This is a genomic window from Micromonospora sp. WMMD1076 (assembly GCF_029581475.1).
Classification (GTDB): Bacteria; Actinomycetota; Actinomycetes; order Mycobacteriales; family Micromonosporaceae; genus Micromonospora; species Micromonospora aurantiaca.
Map to the genome: position 1 here is coordinate 4,214,509 of NZ_CP120862.1, position 17,222 is coordinate 4,231,730.

Sequence of the window (17,222 nt, forward strand, 5' to 3'; positions counted from 1 at the left end):
GACCGGTTTATCCGGGGCGACGGGTGTTGAGGCGGGCCGCCTGCCGGTTCAGGTGGTCGCGTTCGGCCAGGCTGGACGCGCGGCGGGCCGCCTCCGCGTACAGCCGGGCCGCCGTGTCCGGGTCGCCGTCGCGTTCGTGCAGGTACGCGGCCACCGCCGTGTACCGGGGCAGCGTGTCGTCGAGCGCCGCGAGCGCCGCCAGCCCGGCGCGCGGGCCGTCCGCCTCGCCGACCGCCACGGCTCGGTTGAGCCGGGCGATCGGGCTGCCGGTCAGGCGGACGAGTTCGTCGTACCACTCGACGATCTGCACCCAGTCGGTCTCGGCCGCCGTACGCGCGTCGGCGTGCAGGGCCGCGACGGCGGCCTGGGCCTGGAACTCGCCCAGCCGGTCCCGGGACAGGGCGGTCTGGAGGATGCCCACGCCCTCGGCGATCAGCGTGGTGTCCCACCGGCCGCGGTCCTGCTCGGCCAGCGGCATGAGGCTGCCGTCCGGCGCGGTCCGCCCGGCCCGGCGGGCGTGGTGCAGCAGCATGAGCGCGAGCAGCCCGGCCACCTCCGGGTGGTCGATCGCGGCGGCGAGCCGCCGGGTGAGCCGGATCGCCTCGGCCGCCAGGTCCACGTCGCCGGAGTAGCCCTCGTTGAACACCAGGTACAGCACCCGCAGCACGGTGGCGACGTCACCGGGCTGGTCGAACCGCACCCCGGACACGGTGCGCTTGGCCCGGCTGATCCGCTGCGCCATGGTGGCCTCGGGCACCAGGTACGCCTGCGCGATCTGCCGGGTGGTGAGCCCACCGAGGGCGCGCAGCGTCAACGCGACGGCCGACGACGGGCTCAGCGACTGATGCGCGCAGAGGAAGTAGAGCCGCAGCGTGTCGTCCACCGGCGGCACCGGGCCGGGCGGCGGCTCCTCGTCCACGAGGTCCTCACGCCGGCGCCGGGCGGCGTCGGCGCGGACCACGTCCAGGAACCGCCGCCACGCCACGGTCACCAGCCAGCCGCGCGGATCGCGGGGCGGGTCGGCCGGCCAGACGCGCAGCGCCTCGATCAGCGCGTCCTGCACGGCGTCCTCGGCCGCCGCGAAGTCGGCTCCACGGCGGACGAGGACACCGAGCACGCCCGGGATGAGGCTGCGGAGCGCGACCTCGTCCATCGGACCTGTCACTCGGTGACGGTCGGTGGCGCGGTCAGGAACGGGCGCAGCTCCAGCCACTCGTGGATCGGCTTGCCGCCCTGCCCCGGCGCGGCCGACAGCTCGGCGGCCAGTTCGAGCGCGCGCTCGTAGCTGTCCACGTCGATCACCATCCAGCCGGCGACGAGGTCCTTCGTCTCGGCGAACGGACCGTCGGTCACCGGCGGGCGTCCCTCGCCGTCGTAGCGGACGAACGTGCCCTCCGGGGCGAGCGCCTGGCCGTCGACGTACTCGCCGCTCTCCTGGAGCCGCGCCGCGAACTCCTGCATGTAGCGCACGTGCGCGGAGATCTCCTCCGGCGTCCACTTGTCGATCATCGGCATGTCGGACACCGGGGTCGGGCCGCCGCGGTAGTGCTTCAGGAGCAGGTACTTCATCTGTTTCTCCTCGTGGAGGGTGCGACCCATTCTGGCCGCGTTCACTCCGGGGACGAAGCCGGCCGTGCGTTCTCGACATCGGCGACGGAGGAATTCCGGGCGTCACATCGCGCAGGGCATCCTAGGAGGCTAGTGCTGGTGCTCCGGGCCGCCTGCCCCCGTCGCGGCGGTCCGGACCCGTCAGCGGATCGCCCGGCCGTCAGCGGATCGCCCGGCCGTCAGCGGATCGCCCGGCCGTCAGCGGGCGGCGGTCCGGCGCAGGCCGGTGATCAGCACCACGCCCGCGACCAGGTGCAACGCCACGAGCGTCAACGTCGCCGCCCGGCCTGCTCCCCCGCCCAGCGGCCCGAGCAGGGACACCAGCAGCACGAGGCCCGCGACCACCGTCCAGGCCGTCCGGGCACGGGCGGTGAGCCGTTCCAGCAGGGCCAGCAGCGCCCAGCCGGCCAGCCCGGCGAGCAGCGTGCTCACCACCACGGCCACCGGCGTCACCCGCTGGTCCGTGGAGCCGCTGCGCGCGATCAGCTCCACCCCCGCGACCGGTACCGCGACCACCCAGCCCAGCAGCGCGGCGGCGGTCGCCGCGAACACCGTGAGCAGGCGGTCCCGGCGGCGATTCGGGCGGGCGGTGACTGTCGGGATCGTGTGTTCCATCGTTGACTCCTCCACATCAAGACGACTGCCGGAAACGCTAGGCGGGACGGGCCGCCGCGCGGATCGGGCCGCGGAGCGGTTCCCGGCTCCGTCGCCGGAACGACCACCGGCCCGGATCTCCGTCTGGCGACCGATGAGAAGCGGTGGCGCGGCGGCCTAGCATCCGGACATGAGGTGTGCGCCCCGGTCCCGGTTCCTGCTGCTGCTCGACGGCGGCATCGCCACCGTGAGCATCGCCGTGTGCCTGCTCGCGCTGCTGGCCTCCGACGCCGGCCCGGACACGACCGGCGCGACCGCCGTCGCGGTCGGCCTCGCCGTGGCGCAGGCGAGCTGTCTGCTGTGGATCCGGCGCCACCCGGGGTACGCCCTCACCGTCGCCGCGCTCGCGGGCGTCGGCCTGGAGGCGCTCTGCCCGCAACTCGGCTGGCTCGGCCTGGTCGCGGTGCCGATGGCGTACGTGGCCCGGCTGCGCCCGCCGCGGTACTCGCTCGTCGCACTCGGGCTGCTGCTGGCGCCCACGCCGTGGAAGCTGGTCACCGGCGGCTGGCGGGACCTGCTGCTGGCGGTGACCGCGCTGGGCCTGAGCTGGACGCTGGGCGAGTTGCAGCGGGGTCAGGCGCAACGGCGCTGCGCATGGGAACGGCAGGTGCTGGCGGCCGAGCGGGAACGCATCTCCCGGGAACTGCACGACGTGGTGGCGCACCACGTCGCGGTCATCGCCGTCCAGGCCGCCGCAGCCGAGGACGTGTTCGACGAGCACCCGGCGCAGGCCCGCGCCGCGCTCGTCGCGATCGACACGGCGGCCCGGTCGGCGCTGACCGAACTGCGGGCCATGCTGCACGCGCTCGCCGCCGACGACGGCTCCGGACAGGACGGACCACAGCCGGGGCTGGCACAGCTCGACGCGCTCGCCGACGCGGTCCGGGCGGTCGGCCTACCGGTGACGCTGCGGCGCGACGGCGAGGGCGACGCGCTACCCGGCGGGGTGCAGCTGTCGGCGTACCGGATCGTGCAGGAGTCGCTGACGAACGCGCTGCGCCACGGGCACGCCACCCACGCCGACGTCGACGTCCGCTACCGCAACGGCGTACTGCGGCTGGAGGTGGTCAACGACGGCCCGGCGCCCGCCCGCCGCCCCGGTACGCCCACCGGGCGCGGCATCGTCGGCATGCGGGAGCGGGCCCGGCTGCTCGGCGGCACGCTCGACGCCGGTCCGCTGCCGGCCGGCGGGTTCCGGGTCCACGCGCGACTGCCGGTCGGGGCGGGCCGGTGACCGTGCGGGTGGTGGTCGCCGACGACCAGGAGCTGATCCGCGCCGGGCTGCGTACCGTCCTCGACGCGCGGCCCGACCTGAGCGTGGTCGGGGAGGCGGCCGACGGCGTCGAGGCGGTCGCGGTGGCGACGCGCATGAAGCCGGACGTGGTGCTGATGGACGTGCGGATGCCCCGGCGCGACGGCATCGCCGCCACCCGGGACCTGGTGGCCGCCGGCAACCCGGCCCGGGTGGTCATGCTGACCACGTTCGACCTGGACGAGCACGTCTACGCGGCGCTGCGCGCCGGGGCCAGCGCGTTCCTGCTCAAGGACACCCGCCCGGCCGACCTCGCCGAGGCGGTACGCGTGGTGGCCCGCGGTGAGGCCCTGCTCGCGCCCACAGTGACCCGGCGGCTGCTGGACCGGTTCGCCGACCGGCTGCCCGCGCCCGCGCCCGCCGGCGACGCACTCACCGCGCTGACCGCCCGCGAGCGGGAGGTGCTGACGCTCACCGCACGGGCACTGTCCAATGCGGAGATCGCCGCCCGGCTGCACCTGAGCACCGCCACCGTGAAGACCCACGTCTCGGCGATCCTCACCAAGCTGGGCCTGCGCGACCGGATCCAGGCGGTGGTGCTCGCGTACGACACCGGACTGGTCCGGCCGGAGCCGCCGGCCCAGTAGGCACGGACCGGACAGCGTAGGCGCCGAACCGGACAGCGGACCCAGACGCACCGAAGCCGGACGGTTCGCCGCCCGGCCTGGCCCGGCATGTCCGCCGTCTCGTGGCGGCAGGGAGCACACCGGACGGCAACGAAGATTTCTCAATTACCCCCAGTGACCGCCGCAACCCTCCTAGTGTTGGCCACACCGGTGCTCGTCACGGAGTTGGCCACCCGAACGACGTCCCACGCCTACAGCGGACGAAAAGTGAGGGAAGACGCGGATGAAGGCACAGTCATTTCTCGGATCGGCGGCGTTCGGCGTGGGCCTCGGCGCACTGCTGCTCCCGGCCGCCGCGCTGGCGGACACCAGAGTGTCACCCGCCACCACCCCGGTCGGCGGCACCGTCGTGCTGACCACCACGTGCAACCCGAACGCCGGTGACGCGATCTTCCGGGTCACCGGCCCGGACCGGGACCAGAACGTCAGGTCCACCACGGCTGCCGCGGGCGGTGGCCTGAGCGCCGAACTGTTCACCGCCGGGTTCACGCTCGGCACGTACACCGTCGCCACCACGTGCGGCGACGGCAGCGACGGCGGCAGCGCCACGTTCGCCGTCACCCCGATCGGCGGTGCGCAGGCCGGCGGCGGCGGGCGCGACGGCGACACCGGGGTGCTGATCGCCGGTGGTGTCCTGGCCGCCGGGGCGCTCGCCGGAGGCGCGTACGCGGTCATCCGCCGGCGCCGCGCGGGCGCCGTCGCCTGACCGGCTCGTCGAGCGGTCCGCCCGCGCCGGAGCATCCGGCGCGGGCGCCGCGTCCCTGTCGGACGGAGGTGGGATGCTGGCCTCGTCGCAGCACGGCGGCCGGTCGCGGCTGCGCACCGCCGCCGTGGTCACCGCCGTCACACTCGCCGCCGCCACCGGCGCCGGCCTGGTCTCGGCCGGGCTCGGCACCACGTCGGCGTCACCACCGCAGCCCGGCGCCTCCGCCGCGCCCGCCACCGAACGACCGGGTACGTCCGGCCCGGCGCTCCCCCGGTCCGCACCGGTCCGGGTCACCATCCCCCGCATCGGCGTCGACGCCAAGATCGTCCCGGTCGCCACCGACGCGGACGGCGCGCTGGAGGTGCCACCGCTGGACCGCCCGGAGGTCACCGGCTGGTACCACCCCGGTCCCGCCCCCGGCCAGGCCGGCAACGCGGTACTGGTCGGGCACGTCGACTCCCGGCACGGCCCGGCGGTCTTCTTCGACCTCGGGCGGCTGCGCGGCGGCGACACGGTCCGGGTGCTGCGCGCCGACGGGCGGACCGCGACGTTCACTGTGGACGGCGTCGGGGCGTACCCGAAGGAGCGCTTTCCCACCGCGCGGGTCTACGGCGGCGACGCGGCGGCGCGGTTGCGGTTGATCACGTGCGGCGGGCGGTTCGACCCGCGGACCGGCAGCTATCCGGACAACATCGTCGTCTTCGCCACCGCGACCCGGTGAGCCTGCGCCGGCGTTCAGCCGGCCAGGTCGGCCAGTTCCGCGCCGAGCAGGTCCGCCAGCATCTCCACCCGGTCCGGGTCGCTGTCGGCGGTGATGTTCCGGCTGGGCATCTCGACCGTCATCAGCAGGTAGAGATACAGCCGGTAGAGCCCGAGCCGCTGTCGCGCCCCGGCGTCGAGCGGAAACGGCGCCGCCGTCCGGTAGGCCCGTACCAGCGGGTCGTCCGGCTCGTCCTCGGCGCGGCGGAACAACAGCGGCGACACGAGGTCCATCAGCGGGTCGCCCCACAGGTACCGCTCGCCGTCGACCAGGCCGGTGAGCCGGGGCGTGCCGTCCGGTCCGTCGACGGCGAGCACGTTCCCGGCCCAGCCGTCGAAGTGCAGCAGAGCCGGACGGCGTACCGCGTCGAGCACTTCCACGTGCCGCGCCACCAGCTCCCGGATCCGGGACGCGGGCACGGGGAGCGGCACCGCCCAGTCCTCGGCGTCGGCGAGCATGTCGTCCACCATGGACGTGTACGCGTCCCGCCACGTCGCCCCGGAGGCCCGGTCGCCGTCGTAGCCGTACCGCTCGCCGGTGACCGTGTGCAGCGCGGCGAGCGCGCGGCCGAACTCGGCGCGCAGCGGCCCGACGTCCGCGCCGGCCCGGCTCAGGTCCCAGAGGGTACGACCTGGCAGCCGCGCCATGAGCAGCCAGTCGCCCAGGTCGGGGTCGGTGCCGTGGTGCAGCAGCGCCGGCGTCGGCACCTCCGGCGCGCGGTCGGCCACCAGGCGCAGGTAGTGCGCCTCCGCGCCGATCATGTCCCGCTCGTAGCGCAGTAGCGGCACGTGCGGCGGCGGACCGGCCTTGAGCACCACGTCCCGGTCGTCGGTGAGGCGTACCCACCAGACGGCGGCGAAGCCGCCACCGGTCAGGGGGCCGCAGTCGGCCACCTCGGGGCCGGATCCGAGCGAGGCGGTGAGGTAGCGGCGGACCTGATCGGGGTCGAGGGAACGCTGAGTGGGACTCACGCTCATGGTCGAGGAAGCGTAGTGGGTCGAGGTGTAAGGAAGGGCCCCCTCTTAACGCCTGCGGTAGAGGAAGGGCCCCTTATTAACGCCTCCCCGGCGCTTGGGAGAATCGTGCGATGGCGAAACGGGGCAAACGAACGGCGGCCTGCCCGTGCGGCACCGGCCGGCCGTACGCGGACTGCTGCGCCCCGGTGGTGCACCGGGGCGAGGCGACGGCGGCGACGGCGGAGGCGCTGATGCGGTCCCGGTTCAGCGCGTTCGCGCTCGGCGACGCCGCCTACCTGCGGCGCAGCTGGCACTCCACCACCCGGCCCGACCGGCTGGGGCTGGACCCGGGCACCCGCTGGACCCGGCTGGAGATCGTGGAGACCGGTCATGGCGGCCTGTTCGACAGCGCCGGGACGGTCCGGTTCCGGGCGCACTACCGCGAGGGCGGCCGGGCTGGAGTGCTGGCCGAGCACAGCCGCTTCGCCCGCGAGGACGGCCGCTGGGTCTACCTGGACGCGCTGCCCGAGTGACGCCTCCCCGGCGCCGACGCGGGCGGCCCGTGGCGGCGGGTGTTAACAAGGGGCCCTTCCTCTACCGCAGGCGTTAATAAGGGGCCCTTCCTTTCGCCTAGGCGGGACGTGGGGCGGGCTGGGCCAGCTCGGCGATCTCCCGGGGCAGCTGGGACAGCGCCCGGTTGAACTGGGCCGGCCCGATCACCCGGTGCAGCGCCTGCAGCACCGCCCGCGCGCCGCGCTCGGCGTCGGACGGGGTGGCGCCGGAGCGCTCGGCGACCCGGCGCAGGAACTCGCCGTACCCGAAGGTCTCGGGATCTTCGACGCGGGCGCGTGCCAGCAGCGGACGCAGCTCGTGGGCGACGTGCGCGGACAGGTCGTCGGCCTCGCCGCCGCTGATGCGTTCGGCGAGCGTGCGCAGTGTCGCCTCGGTCAGCGCGCGGGCCGTCTCGACCGGTACGCCGGCGCGGGCGGAGACCCGCGCGTAGAACTCCGGTTCGGCCATGGTCGGTCCTTCCGTCGCAACGGCAGCGTGGCTACCCGCCGCCGGCCGCGGCAAACACCGCCGCACCGCCGGTCCCGGCAGGCACCGCTCAGGCCAGGGCGCGCGCCGCCGAGACGATCGCGCCGACGCCGATGCCGGCCCGGTCGAGCTGCTGGGCGGGGGTGCCGGAGCCGGGCAGCCCGCGTACCGCCAGGTGGTTGACCCGGGCCGGTTCGCCCAGGTCGGCGAGCGCCTCCAGCACCGCGGAGCCCAGCCCGCCCTCCGGGTAGTGGTCCTCGACCACGACCAGCCGCCCGCCGGTCTCCACGACCGCCCCGGCCAGGCGCTGCCGGTCCACCGGCTTGATCGAGTACAGGTCGATCACCCGGGCGTCGATGCCCTCACGGGTCAGCTCGTCGGCGGCGGCGAGGCAGAGGTGCACCGTCACGCCGGTGCCCAGCAGCGCCACGTCCCCGCCGTCGCGCACCATCCGGCTGCCGCCGATCGGGAACGGCTCGGCGTCGTCGTAGAGCACCGGGTACGCGCCGCGCGTCGTCCGCAGGTAGCTGACGCCCGGCTGGTCGGGCATCTGGGCGACGAGGGCCGCGCAGGAGACCGCGTCGGCCGGGCAGAGCACCGTGGAGCCGGGCACCGCCCGCAGCGCGGCGATGTCCTCCAGCCCCATCTGGGACGGGCCGTCCGGGCCGATCTCCACCCCGGCGTGCGAGCCGACGAGCGCGATGTCGGCCCGGGAGACGCCCGCCATCCGGATGAAGTCGTAGGCCCGGGACCAGAACGCGGCGAACGTCGCCGCGAACGGCCGGTAGCCGCGCACCGCCAGGCCCACCGCCGCGGCGGCGAGCTGCTGTTCGGCGATGAACATCTGGAAGAACCGATCCGGGTACGCGGTGGCGAAGTGCTCCGCCCGGGTGGAGTCGCTGACCTCGCCGTCGAGCGCGACCACGTCGGGCCGGGCGGCGCCGAGGGCGCGCAGCGCGTAGCCGTACGCGTCCCGGGTGGCGACCTTCGCGCCGCGCTCGTACGTCGGCAGTTCCGGTTGCCGGATCTCCGGCGCGGCGGCCCGGGGCGCGGGCGGTGGCTTCGGTCCGGCGACCCGGATGCGCCGGGGGCCGCCGAGCGCCCGCACGGCCCGCTCGGCCAGTTCCGGGTCGAACGGCTTGCCGTGCCAGGACGGGTCGTTCTCCACCTCGGGTACGCCCTTGCCCTTGACCGTGCGGGCCAGCACCACTGTCGGCCCGGTGGCGTCGCGTGCCTGCCCGTACGCCTCGTCGATCGCGCCCAGGTCGTGGCCGTCGACGACGATCGCCTGGCAGCCGAACGCCTCGACGCGCCGCCGGTAGGTGTCCAGGTCCCACTCCAGCTCGGTGGGGCCGCGCTGGCCGAACCGGTTGACGTCCACGATCGTGGTGAGGTTGCGCAGCCCGTAGTGGCCGGCCTTGTCCAGCGCCTCCCAGACCGATCCCTCGGCGGTCTCGCTGTCGCCGCAGAGCACCCAGACGTGCGCGGGCGACCGGTCCAGGTACTGGGCGGCCAGGGCCACCCCGACGCCGACCGGCAGGCCCTGCCCGAGCGAGCCGGTGGCCACGTCCACCCAGGGCAGCACCGGCGTGGGGTGGCCCTGGAGGCGCGACCCGGACCGCCGGTACGTCTCCAGCAGCTCCTGCTCGCTGATCGCGCCGGTGGCCCGGAACACCGCGTACAGCAGCGGGGAGGCATGCCCCTTGGAGAGGATCAGGTGGTCGTTGCCGGGGTTGCCCGGGTAGGACCAGTCGTAGCGCAGGTGCCGGGCGACGAGCACGGCGAGCAGGTCGGCGGCGGAGAGGCTGGACGTGGGGTGCCCGGAGCCGGCCATCGTGCTGCACCTGATCGCGTCCACCCGCAGCTGGGCGGCCAGCTCCGCCAGCCCGGTCAGGTCCTCGTCGCGCAATGTGCGCTCTGCTTCCAACGTCACCGCGATCGTCTCCCGGGGTCGCCGAATCTCCGGACCAACGCTAGGCCGCGAACGCGACCATTGGTCCCTTTTCCGACGATTCACGCTCGACCGATGAGCAGCCAGAGCGCCACCAGCAGGTACGGCAGCACCGCGACCGCGAAGGCAACCGGGTTGCCCACAGCACCGGCGAGCAGCCCGTACCCGCCGTAGAAGGCGACGATCGTCAGGTCGGTGGCCATCCCGGCCAGCGACGTGACGGTGGCCCGGGCCGACCCGGCGATCCGGGCCTGGAGCCGCACGTCGGCGAGGACGGTGGCCAACTGGAACGCGGCGAACGCCGCAGCCAGCAGCACGAACCCCGCGGGGTGCCGCAGCAGCGCCCCGGCCGCCGTAGCCGCGGCCGCGAACACCAGCAGACCGGCGTACCCGCGGTGGGACAGCCGCTCGCCCAGCGGCGCGAGCAGCCCGCCCACCGTCATCCCGGCCCACACCAGCAGGAGCAGCAGCGGTACGCCCACCTCGGCCATGCCGGTGTCGGCGGCCAGCAGCCCGGTGTACTCGTCCAGCCCACCCCAGATCGCGGTCACCGCCGCGACCAGCAGCACGGCGGCACGGACGCGGCGGTCGGCCCGCACCTCGCGCAGGCCCAGGCGCAGGCTGCCCAGCCAGCCGGGCTCGTCGTCACCCGGTCCCTTTCCCGGCTCGCCACCCGCGCCCGGCTCGTCCGGTGCGGCGCTCGGGACCGGCGCGGGCGGGGATGGGCGGTGCTCCGGGAAGCGGGCCGCGACGGCAGCGGCCAGCAGGCACGTGACCACGCTCGCCGCGCCGACCGCGAGGTAGCCGCCGAGCGCGAACACCGGCCCGGCGAGCACCCCGGATCCGACCGCGCCGAGCACCTCGGCGGTGCGGGTCCGGCCGATCAGCCGCGCGTACCTGCCGGCCGCGCCGAGGCGTTCCAGCTCGGTGAACACGAGCGCCTCCAGCGCGCCGGAGCGCAGCGCGCCGCCGGCACCCCAGAGCAGGAAACCCACGGCGAACGCCGGATACGACGGCAGCAGGACCCAGAGCGCGAACCCGGCGGCGGCCAGCAGCGGCGCGAGGCAGAGCAGCAGGCGGCGCGACACCGCGTCGGCCCACACGCCGGAGGGCACCTCCAGCACGATGCCGGCGGCCGCCCAGAGCACGAACAGCGAGGAGATCTGCCCGACCGACAACCCGGTGCCGACGAACAGCAGCACGTAGAGCGGGTAGAGCAGGACGAGGTCGGTGAGGAACGCGTACCCGTAGAGCGTCGCCGCCAGGCGGCGGGTCGCGGGCACACGGGCAGGAGCGACGAGCATGGAACCTTCCCACGGGACGTGACGGACACCGGTCGGAATACACGGCGTCCGCGGCGGCCCGCGGCCTCGTCGCTCAGGAAGGCATCAACATCGCCAGGTCATGCCGGGATCCTATCCGCCGCGAGGCGCCCGGGTGGTCCCCCGGCGGCCACGAATCCGGGGCGGGACCGTGTGGTCCCGCCCCGGTTCGTCTCCGCTGTTCGGGTCAGCGGCGGAACTTCTCCACGTCGGCCTGCGGAATGACCATCGTGGCCTCGTTGTCCGCGGCCTGCTCGGCGGTCGGCTGGCGCGGCGTCGTGGGCTGGGTGCGGTCGGACTCGGCGTACGCCGGAATGTGCTGCGTCGCCTCCGCGCCCGCCTGCGGCGGCACCGGCTCGGTGGCGTCCGCGCCGCTGGTGGCCGGGGACGGCGGGGCGGCCGGGTACGCCGGGACCGGCTGCGTGCGATCCGCCTCGGCGTCGCGGCCCACCGGCTGGGTCAGCTCGGACTCCGCGTACGGGCCGGTGGCGGCGAGGCGGGCCTCGACGTCACGCCGGCCGGCCTGGTACGCGCGGGCGTGCGTGGCGATGGTGCGCGACTCCTCCTCGGCCCGGGTCAGCCAGTTCTCCCAGCGGCTCTGCATCGGCCGGACCAGTCCGCCGCCGACGCCGACGACCAGGATGCCGCCGACGGTGGCGAGCACAGCGATCAGCACCGGGGTGGTGACCGTGGTGGCGACGCCGATCTGGTTGAGCGCGGCGATCACACCGAGACCCAGGATGAACACCGAGGCGAGGTTGGCCAGCACCCGGCCGTACGAGAGGCCACCGAGCGCGCTGGAGATGATGTCCTTCACCGCACGGGCGATGGCCGCGGCGACCACCACGATGACGATGGCGACGAACGCCCGGGGCAGCCAGGCGATCACGCCGGCGATCAGGTCGGAGATGGGGTTCGGGCCCCAGATGCCGAACGCGAGCTGCAGCGTGACCAGCAGCACGCCGTAGTAGGCCAGCTTCCCGACGATGTCGCTGGCGTCGTACTTCGAGCGGGCCAGCGCGGTCTTGATCCCGCCGCGCTCGACGGCCCGGTCGAAGTGGACCCGCTCCAGGACCTTGTCCACGAGCTTCAGCACGGCCTTGGCGATCAGCCAGCCGACGACCAGGATCGCGACGAACGCGACCGCCTTGGGCAGGAACAGCATCACCGAACGGAACGCGTCGCCCACCGCGTCCCCGAAGTTGTCTCTCATCGAAGGGCCTCCACCTACGTGGTCCAGGTCTGTTCGGGTGGGGCTACCCGGACCCGCGCGCGGGGAAACGCGGTCAGCCGCCGGGACAGCGGTAGACGACCCGGGTGCTGGCCTGCGCCGTCGACGGTTGGACGATGTTGACGGTGGCGATCCCAGTGGTCGTCCCGGCCCCGGTGAACGTCCACTTCAGGGTGAGCGCCGCGGTCTGCTGCCCGCTGCCGACCCGTTCGGTGAGCACGGCGCCGGGCGGCGCGTCGGAGCGGAACCACTGGTACCTGATCGTCCCGCCGCGCCCGTTGGTGCGCACGGTGGCCACCACGTCGACTGTCACGTCGCAGGCGACACCCGCCGGCCGGGGCACCGCGACCGTGACCCCCTCGACCTCCAGCGGACGTAGCCGCTCCCACAGGTAGAGGCCGACCGTCAGCAGCAGCACCACGGTGAGCAGCGCGGACAGCACCGAGACGACGCGACGCCAGGCCGGACGCGGGCGGATCGGCGGTGCGGTGGGCCAGGGCGGAGCGGGCGGCGGCGTCGCCGGCACGCCCGGCCCGAAGCGCAGCTCGCCACCGGGGGCCGGCACGCCGCTCGCCGCCCGCGCGTGGCCGGTCCGATCCGGGTACGCCCCGGCGCCCGGCGCCGCCGTCCCGGTGGCGTGGCCTCGACGCGGTACGCCGCTGGGCTGCCACGCCGCGGTCGGTTCCACGCCGGGACGCTGGGCCGGCTCCGCCGCCGGACGCGGGTAGACGGTGGCCGGTCCGGTCGCGTTTCCCGCTGCCGGGCGCATATGGACCGTCGCCTCACCCGCCGAGCCGTCCACGGCTGGACTCAGAGCCACCGTCTGCTCCCCTGCCCTGCTGTCCGGAGCGGCGGAGAGATGAACGGTCGCCTCACCTGCGTCGTCGGCCCGGACTGGGCGCAAGTGCACGGTCGGCTCGGCATCGGGCGGTGCGGGTGTGGCCGAGGCGGCGAGGTCTGCCGTGCGGTCGTCCCGGGCGGGGACCGCGGTCAGGTGGACCGTGGGTTCGGCTGTGGGTGGCCGGCCGGCCGCCGCCCCGGGGAGGTGGACGGTGGGCTCCGACCCGCCGGTCGCCGCCGGGGTGTCGACGACGAGCCGGACGGTCGGCTCCGCGCGGTCGACGACGAGCGCCGTCGTCGGGTCGGTGTCGGCTCGGGGCCGGGTGAGGTGAACGGTGGGCTCGGCGGCGTCAGCGTCGCCGCTGATCGGCAGGGCGCGGGTGGGCAGCGCCTCGGTGGGCTCGTCGGGGCGGGTCACGCCGACCGTCCCCGGGACGGGCTGCGGTGCGGGGCAGCGGGCACTGTCGTACTCCTAGCCGGGGGTGCAGTAGTGGTAGAGCGTCACGTACACCGGTGACGTCGAGGTGGTCGTGTTGCCGGCGGCGTCGGCGGCGGTGACCCGGATGGGGATGCGGGCGCTGCGCCTGGGCGTGGACAGCGGGCCGAGCGTGCCGGTGAACACGCCGCGCCCGGCGGCGTCCATCCGGATCGTGCCGGTGGCGCCGTCGACGGTGTAGCCGAGCGTGACTGTGAGCGCGGCCGGGCCGCTGCGGTCGTCGGTGACGGTGGCCGTGACGGTGCTGCTCTTGGCGCCGTAGGGGCAGCCCTTCGGGTCCAGCTCGCCCGGGTCGGCGCGGACGCCGTCCACGACCGGCGCTGTCACGTCCGGCGGCGGTGGGCTCGTGCTGAGCGACGCGCTCGGGGTGGGTGTGCCGGTAGGGGTCGGTGTCCCGGTCGGGTCGGGGGTGGCCGACGGCGCGGGAGGTGGCGGCGCGGCGGACACGGTGGACGGGCTGGGCGTCGGTGACGGGCTCGGCGTCCCGGCGCCGGTCGGGTCCGGCACGGGTGCGCCGCTGGTGGCGGGGGCGGCGCTCGCCGGGCCGGTCGGGCCCGCGGCGGACGTGTCGTCGTGGGCGGCGTAGCTGTAGCCGGCGCCCCCGGCCAGGACGGCAACCAGCGCGCCGGCGGCCAGCGCGGTACGGGTGCGGCCGCTGCGGAACCGTCCGCGCCGACCGGTGGTGGTGCCCAGCGCGGTGTGGGCGACAGCAGTGCCGCCCTCGGCCCGGTCCGGGAACGGCCACAGCGCGGCGAGCAGCACGGCCCGCCGGGCCAGCTCGCGCAGCCCGCGTTCCTCCCATTCCGGGCCGTAGCCGGTGCCGGCGACCCGTTCCAGCAGGTCCAGGAACGCCTCGGCGGACGGCGGGCGGTCGTCGGGGCGTTTCGCCATGCCGTGGCGCAGCAGTTCGTGCACCGGCGGGGGTGCCGCCTCGGCGGGGATCGGCGCGCTGGCGTGCTGATCGCGCAGGGAGAGCAGGTCCGGTCCCTGGTACGGGGGGCGGCCAGTGAGGCACTCGAAGAACGTGGCGGTGGCGGCGTAGACGTCGCACGCGGGGCTGGCCGGGGCGCCGGTCCACTGCTCGGGGGCCATGTAGCGGGGCGTGCCGGACACTGTGGTGTCGGAGCCCTGGCCGATCGGCATGGCGATGCCGAAGTCGGCGAGCTTGCTCAGCCCGGTGCCGGTGACCAGCACGTTCTCCGGTTTGTAGTCGCGGTGCACGACACCGTGGGCGTGCGCGGCGGCCAGGCCGGCGAGTGAGCCCTTGAGGACGCAGAGCGCGGCCTCGGGTGTGGTCGGGCCGTGTTCGCGCAGCATCTGGCGCAGTGAGACGCCGTCGACCAGTTCCATCACGATGGCCGCGCCGTGCGGACTCTCCACGTACTCGTAGAGGCGGCTGACGTGCGGGTCGTCGATCTCGCCGAGCAGCCGGGCCTCGGTGCGGAACGCGGCGCGGAACGTCGAGTCCTCGCCCAGGTCGCGGACCAGGTACTTGATCGCGACCGGGGTGCCGGTCGGGTCGTGGGTGGCGAGCACGACGCTGCCCGACGCGCCGGCGCCGAGCCGTCGGACCGGGGTGTACCCGGACAGTTCCCAGCCGCTCATGCGACAGACTCCACGACGTCCCACGGGCGGATGTCGGACGCCGCCTCGCTCGTCATTCTCACCGTGGCGCGGCCGCCGGCCATCGCCGCAACGGCTGCTTCCGGACGCCGGTCGGCGCCCCGTCGGCCGGGCGACGCGTCACCGCACGGCAGGTGGTCGGTATCGGACACACCGCCACGAGTACCAGACCCCGGCAACCGCCCCCGCCGCATCGATCATGAAGTTGGCGGGGACAAAAAGGACAGACAGCACCGCCAACTTCATGATCGACGGAGAGGGAGCGGGGCGGAAGCGGGAGGAAGCGGGGCGGAGAGAGGGTGGTGGGTCAGAGGCGGCGGGGTGGGGGAATGCCTGCGGGTGGAGGGGTGCGGAGCAGCCAGAGGGGGTTGCTCGCGCCGACGATCTCGCCGTCGCGGTCACGGACCTGGGTGCGGACGTACGTGCCGGCTCCGGCGCGCACCGGCAGGTCGTACCAGCCCTGCCGCAACTGCCGCCAGGGGACCTGCCCGACCCGGACCGCCGGTGTCGGATCCGCGACACCGGCCCGGTCGACCTCGCCGGTGACCGTCTCCAGCGTGGCCCCGGCCGGCAGGTCGGTGGCGCGCAGCCGCACCGTGACGGTGTCCCCGGCGAGCACGGCGAGGGCGCCCATCGCGCTGCGGCCACCCAGTTCCAGGTCCAGCGTCCCCCGGTAGCCGGCCAGGTCGGCGAACCACGCCTGACCGGCGCGCAGCGCCGCGACCAGATCGTCCCGGCCGGTCGAGGCCGCCCAGACCGACGTGACGTTCCGGTCCCGGCCGGCCCGCCAGTCGGTGCCGTCGTGGTCGTCGGTGACCCCGACGGCGGTGAGCGGGATCGCGTTGCGGGCTGCCACGTCGTACGCCCAGAGGTGGTCCTCGACCGGCCGGCGTCCGATCTCGATCAGGTCGACGCCGAGCGCGTTGCGACCGACCAGCAGGCGGGCCAGTGATTCGCGGCGCTCCACGTCCAGCGGGTGGTTCCAGCACACCACCCCGCCGTGCGCGTGCAGGAACTCCACCATCCGCTCGGTGGCGTCGACGTCGTTGTCCCGGTACGGCGGGGACGGGAAGCGCGGCAGCGTGCCGTCGCCGCCGAACCAGTTGAGGTGCCGCACCATCGACACCTCGTACGCGCGGTGGTGGGTGACGCCGGGGTACGCGCCGTCGTAGCCGCGCAGCACCTCGGCGCGCAGCTCCTCGCCCGCCTGGCCGGAGCGGCGGGCGCGGTCGAAGACGAGCCGGTCCACCAGGTACGCGCCGCGCCCGTCACCGGCCGCTGTCACGCCGAGGCGCAGCCCGCGCAGCGAGTTGTCCCCGGCGACCAGGCCGGGCCAGAGCCGTCGCACGTCGGCGAGCAGATCGAACGTGTGCCGCCGCCACACTCCCGGCGGGGCGGGCGTCTCGACCGTGCCGTGCCGGCCGTCGACCGTGTGCCGGACCGTGTCGACGCCGCCGAGGCGGTAGCGCAGCACGAGCTGCCCGGCGGGCCGGCCGGGTCCGGCCGGGTGGTGCGACAGCGCGAGTTCCACGGTGAGCGTGGCGTCCCGGCCCGCCGCTTCGGGGCGTACGTCGAGGTGCAACTTCGTGTCGGAGATGTTGGCGGTGTGCGTCCAGTTCCACGCCTTGCCCGCGTACCAGAGGGTGCCGGAACCGGCGGCGGTGAGGCGCAGCGCGCGGCCCGGGCCGTCGGGGGCGTCCGGCGCGTCCACGAAGTCGGCGGCCGAGGCGGCCAGCCGCCCTTCGGTCGCGGGCTGCCAGGTCCAGGCCAGCCCGCCCTCGCGTTCCTCCGGGCCGTCGAAGTGCACGACCCGGCGGTGGTCGTGGGCGGCCACCCGGAAGTCGTGGTCGGTCCACCAGAGCACGTCGACGCCGTTGCGGCGGGCCTGGTCGAGGTGGGCGGCGTAGCTGGCCACGCCCTCGCTGAACGAGGCGTGCAGGTGCATCGCCATGCTGACCGGTCGCCGGCCGCGCGGCGGGGGCGGCGGCCGGTCGTTCGTGGCGGCCAGCCCGATCGGCACGCCGATCCCGGCGACCGCCAGCCCGCCCGCGGCGACGAGCACGCTGCGCCGGTCCAGCCGCCCGCGACCCGCCATGCCA

16 protein-coding genes are annotated in these 17,222 nt (G+C 75.1%); 5 read left to right on the forward strand and 11 right to left on the reverse strand.

The genetic code is table 11. The annotated features are described in order from the left end of the window. Window positions 1-7 precede the first annotated feature (7 nt). From O7622_RS20080 to O7622_RS20090, 3 genes are all read right to left on the reverse strand, one after another. Complete coding sequence (locus O7622_RS20080; RefSeq protein ID WP_282314185.1) at window positions 8-1,153, reverse strand: DUF6596 domain-containing protein; 1,146 nt, start codon at window positions 1,151-1,153, stop codon at window positions 8-10. A gap of 8 nt (window positions 1,154-1,161) precedes the next feature. Next, window positions 1,162-1,569 (reverse strand): YciI family protein, encoded by a 408-nt coding sequence (locus O7622_RS20085; RefSeq protein ID WP_282309702.1) that lies wholly within the window; start codon window positions 1,567-1,569, stop codon window positions 1,162-1,164. Window positions 1,570-1,806: 237 nt separating this feature from the next. Continuing rightward, entirely contained in the window at window positions 1,807-2,223 is a 417-nt protein-coding gene (locus O7622_RS20090) for a DUF6069 family protein (protein ID WP_282309703.1), read from the reverse strand. 169 nt (window positions 2,224-2,392) lie between these two features. Between O7622_RS20090 and O7622_RS20095 the strand changes: the two genes are divergently transcribed. The 4 genes from O7622_RS20095 to O7622_RS20110 all read left to right on the forward strand — a co-directional run bounded on the left by O7622_RS20095 (window position 2,393) and on the right by O7622_RS20110 (window position 5,627). After that, window positions 2,393-3,496 carry a histidine kinase gene (locus tag O7622_RS20095; protein WP_282309704.1) on the forward strand — a complete coding sequence of 368 codons (1,104 nt, stop codon included), beginning with the start codon at window positions 2,393-2,395 and terminating at the stop codon, window positions 3,494-3,496. Continuing rightward, the gene (locus tag O7622_RS20100) at window positions 3,493-4,161 is read left to right on the forward strand and encodes a response regulator transcription factor (RefSeq protein ID WP_282309705.1); all 669 of its coding nucleotides are present in this window, start codon (window positions 3,493-3,495) and stop codon (window positions 4,159-4,161) included. Before O7622_RS20095 ends, O7622_RS20100 begins: the two co-directional genes overlap by 4 nt. 262 nt (window positions 4,162-4,423) lie before the next feature. Next, complete coding sequence (locus O7622_RS20105; RefSeq protein WP_282309706.1) at window positions 4,424-4,906, forward strand: hypothetical protein; 483 nt, start codon at window positions 4,424-4,426, stop codon at window positions 4,904-4,906. 73 nt (window positions 4,907-4,979) lie between these two features. Beyond that, window positions 4,980-5,627: a class F sortase gene (locus O7622_RS20110; RefSeq protein ID WP_282309707.1), complete on the forward strand. Its 648-nt coding sequence runs from the start codon at window positions 4,980-4,982 to the stop codon at window positions 5,625-5,627. 14 nt (window positions 5,628-5,641) lie between these two features. On the opposite strand, the gene O7622_RS20115 is transcribed toward O7622_RS20110, so the two are convergent. Further along, the gene (locus O7622_RS20115) at window positions 5,642-6,643 is read right to left on the reverse strand and encodes an aminoglycoside phosphotransferase family protein (RefSeq protein WP_282309708.1); all 1,002 of its coding nucleotides are present in this window, start codon (window positions 6,641-6,643) and stop codon (window positions 5,642-5,644) included. A 110-nt stretch (window positions 6,644-6,753) separates the two neighbouring features. On the opposite strand from O7622_RS20115, the gene O7622_RS20120 reads away from it, so the two are divergent. After that, window positions 6,754-7,155 carry a YchJ family metal-binding protein gene (locus O7622_RS20120; protein ID WP_282309709.1) on the forward strand — a complete coding sequence of 134 codons (402 nt, stop codon included), beginning with the start codon at window positions 6,754-6,756 and terminating at the stop codon, window positions 7,153-7,155. Between the two features lie 97 nt (window positions 7,156-7,252). On the opposite strand, the gene O7622_RS20125 is transcribed toward O7622_RS20120, so the two are convergent. The 7 genes from O7622_RS20125 to O7622_RS20155 form a co-directional block, all read right to left on the reverse strand. After that, complete coding sequence (locus O7622_RS20125; protein ID WP_282309710.1) at window positions 7,253-7,642, reverse strand: DUF2267 domain-containing protein; 390 nt, start codon at window positions 7,640-7,642, stop codon at window positions 7,253-7,255. Between the two features lie 88 nt (window positions 7,643-7,730). Then, complete coding sequence (locus O7622_RS20130) at window positions 7,731-9,593, reverse strand: transketolase (RefSeq protein ID WP_282309711.1); 1,863 nt, start codon at window positions 9,591-9,593, stop codon at window positions 7,731-7,733. A gap of 80 nt (window positions 9,594-9,673) precedes the next feature. Beyond that, window positions 9,674-10,915 carry an MFS transporter gene (locus tag O7622_RS20135; RefSeq protein ID WP_282309712.1) on the reverse strand — a complete coding sequence of 414 codons (1,242 nt, stop codon included), beginning with the start codon at window positions 10,913-10,915 and terminating at the stop codon, window positions 9,674-9,676. A gap of 205 nt (window positions 10,916-11,120) precedes the next feature. Next, window positions 11,121-12,146, reverse strand: coding sequence for a hypothetical protein (locus O7622_RS20140; protein WP_282309713.1), 1,026 nt, complete (start codon window positions 12,144-12,146; stop codon window positions 11,121-11,123). Between the two features lie 73 nt (window positions 12,147-12,219). Next, the gene (locus tag O7622_RS20145) at window positions 12,220-13,422 is read right to left on the reverse strand and encodes a hypothetical protein (RefSeq protein ID WP_282309714.1); all 1,203 of its coding nucleotides are present in this window, start codon (window positions 13,420-13,422) and stop codon (window positions 12,220-12,222) included. Window positions 13,423-13,476: 54 nt separating this feature from the next. Next, complete coding sequence (locus tag O7622_RS20150; protein ID WP_282309715.1) at window positions 13,477-15,105, reverse strand: serine/threonine-protein kinase; 1,629 nt, start codon at window positions 15,103-15,105, stop codon at window positions 13,477-13,479. A 325-nt stretch (window positions 15,106-15,430) separates the two neighbouring features. Beyond that, window positions 15,431-17,218 carry a hypothetical protein gene (locus O7622_RS20155; protein WP_282309716.1) on the reverse strand — a complete coding sequence of 596 codons (1,788 nt, stop codon included), beginning with the start codon at window positions 17,216-17,218 and terminating at the stop codon, window positions 15,431-15,433. Between the last annotated feature and the right edge of the window lie 4 nt (window positions 17,219-17,222).